This is a genomic window from Nodularia chucula CCY0103, assembly GCF_963923915.1.
Lineage (GTDB): Bacteria > Cyanobacteriota > Cyanobacteriia > Cyanobacteriales > Nostocaceae > Nodularia > Nodularia chucula.
The window spans coordinates 1-807 of the sequence record NZ_CAWUOL010000210.1 but is presented as its reverse complement, the minus strand read 5'-3'; the positions used below and the strand labels follow the sequence as shown (position 1 = coordinate 807).

Annotated in this window: 2 protein-coding genes; both read left to right on the top strand. The window is 37.9% G+C overall.

Annotation, left to right across the window (positions count from 1 at the left end; all coding sequences use genetic code 11):
* Positions 1 to 488: hypothetical protein (locus ACM0OP_RS24245; RefSeq protein WP_414530958.1), on the top strand; the 488-nt coding region annotated here is incomplete at its 5' end.
* 9 nt (positions 489 to 497) lie between these two features.
* The gene (locus ACM0OP_RS24240) at positions 498 to 740 is read left to right on the top strand and encodes a hypothetical protein (RefSeq protein ID WP_414530957.1); all 243 of its coding nucleotides are present in this window, start codon (positions 498 to 500) and stop codon (positions 738 to 740) included.
* The last annotated feature ends 67 nt before the right edge of the window (positions 741 to 807 follow it).

The window sequence follows — 807 nt, the reverse complement described above, 5'->3', positions numbered from 1 at the left end:
GTTTGTTGCAGACTGAGGATGGTCGGGTTGTTGATGTTGATGGGGTTGAGAAGCGCTCCGGGCTGTTTGAGGTTTATAATTTTAGGGTAGAGGGATTTCATACTTATTTTGTCTCTGAGTTGGGGCTTCTGGTTCATAATTCATACTACGACCCATCGAATCCCAACAGAATAGATCCAACCACACTAGATTTAAATGAGCTGGTTAATGCCGCAAATGAACCTTTGGGTAAAGGTGGCTTAACTAAGGGTGGTCGAGCATTAGATAAGCACGCATCAGGTCAAAGAGGATCTTCTCCTTTTCCAGCCTTAACTGGGAATAACGCTAATAAAAATCTAATTGCTCAACAACAAGTTGATGAGATTCTATATCATCCTGACGTTGTTTTTGTTGGGATTGGAAACAAGGGTGCCGTTGAAGCTAGAATTCCTGATGGACGTGGAATAAGATTTAACGGTGATGGTAGTTTTTCTGGATTTTTAGACTAGGAGACAAAAATGGCGATTAAGTTAGATTCTGGATTTGAAATCCTTCGTTTCAGCGATTTAAACTACGAGGAAATAACCGTAGAAATTCAGTATAAAGGTGAAGCAATTGCACAAATAAATAAAGATAAAGGTCCTGAAATGCTAGAAATAGAAATATATACAGGGTACGCACAACCCGACTTTGTACCAAAATTTGGACTTAGTGATTTATTAGAAGTATTAAATGAAGCAAAAAAGTTACTCCAAGATTAATCTCTTGCCTACAAAGCATTTGACAGAACAGCAGTATTTGACACTAGAGATATTGTTGTTATTAATA

What these genes read in the sequence shown, in the direction of transcription:
- ACM0OP_RS24240 (WP_414530957.1), top strand. Translation starts at nt 498, where the DNA reads ATGGCGATTAAGTTAGATTCTGGATTTGAAATCCTTCGTTTCAGCGAT.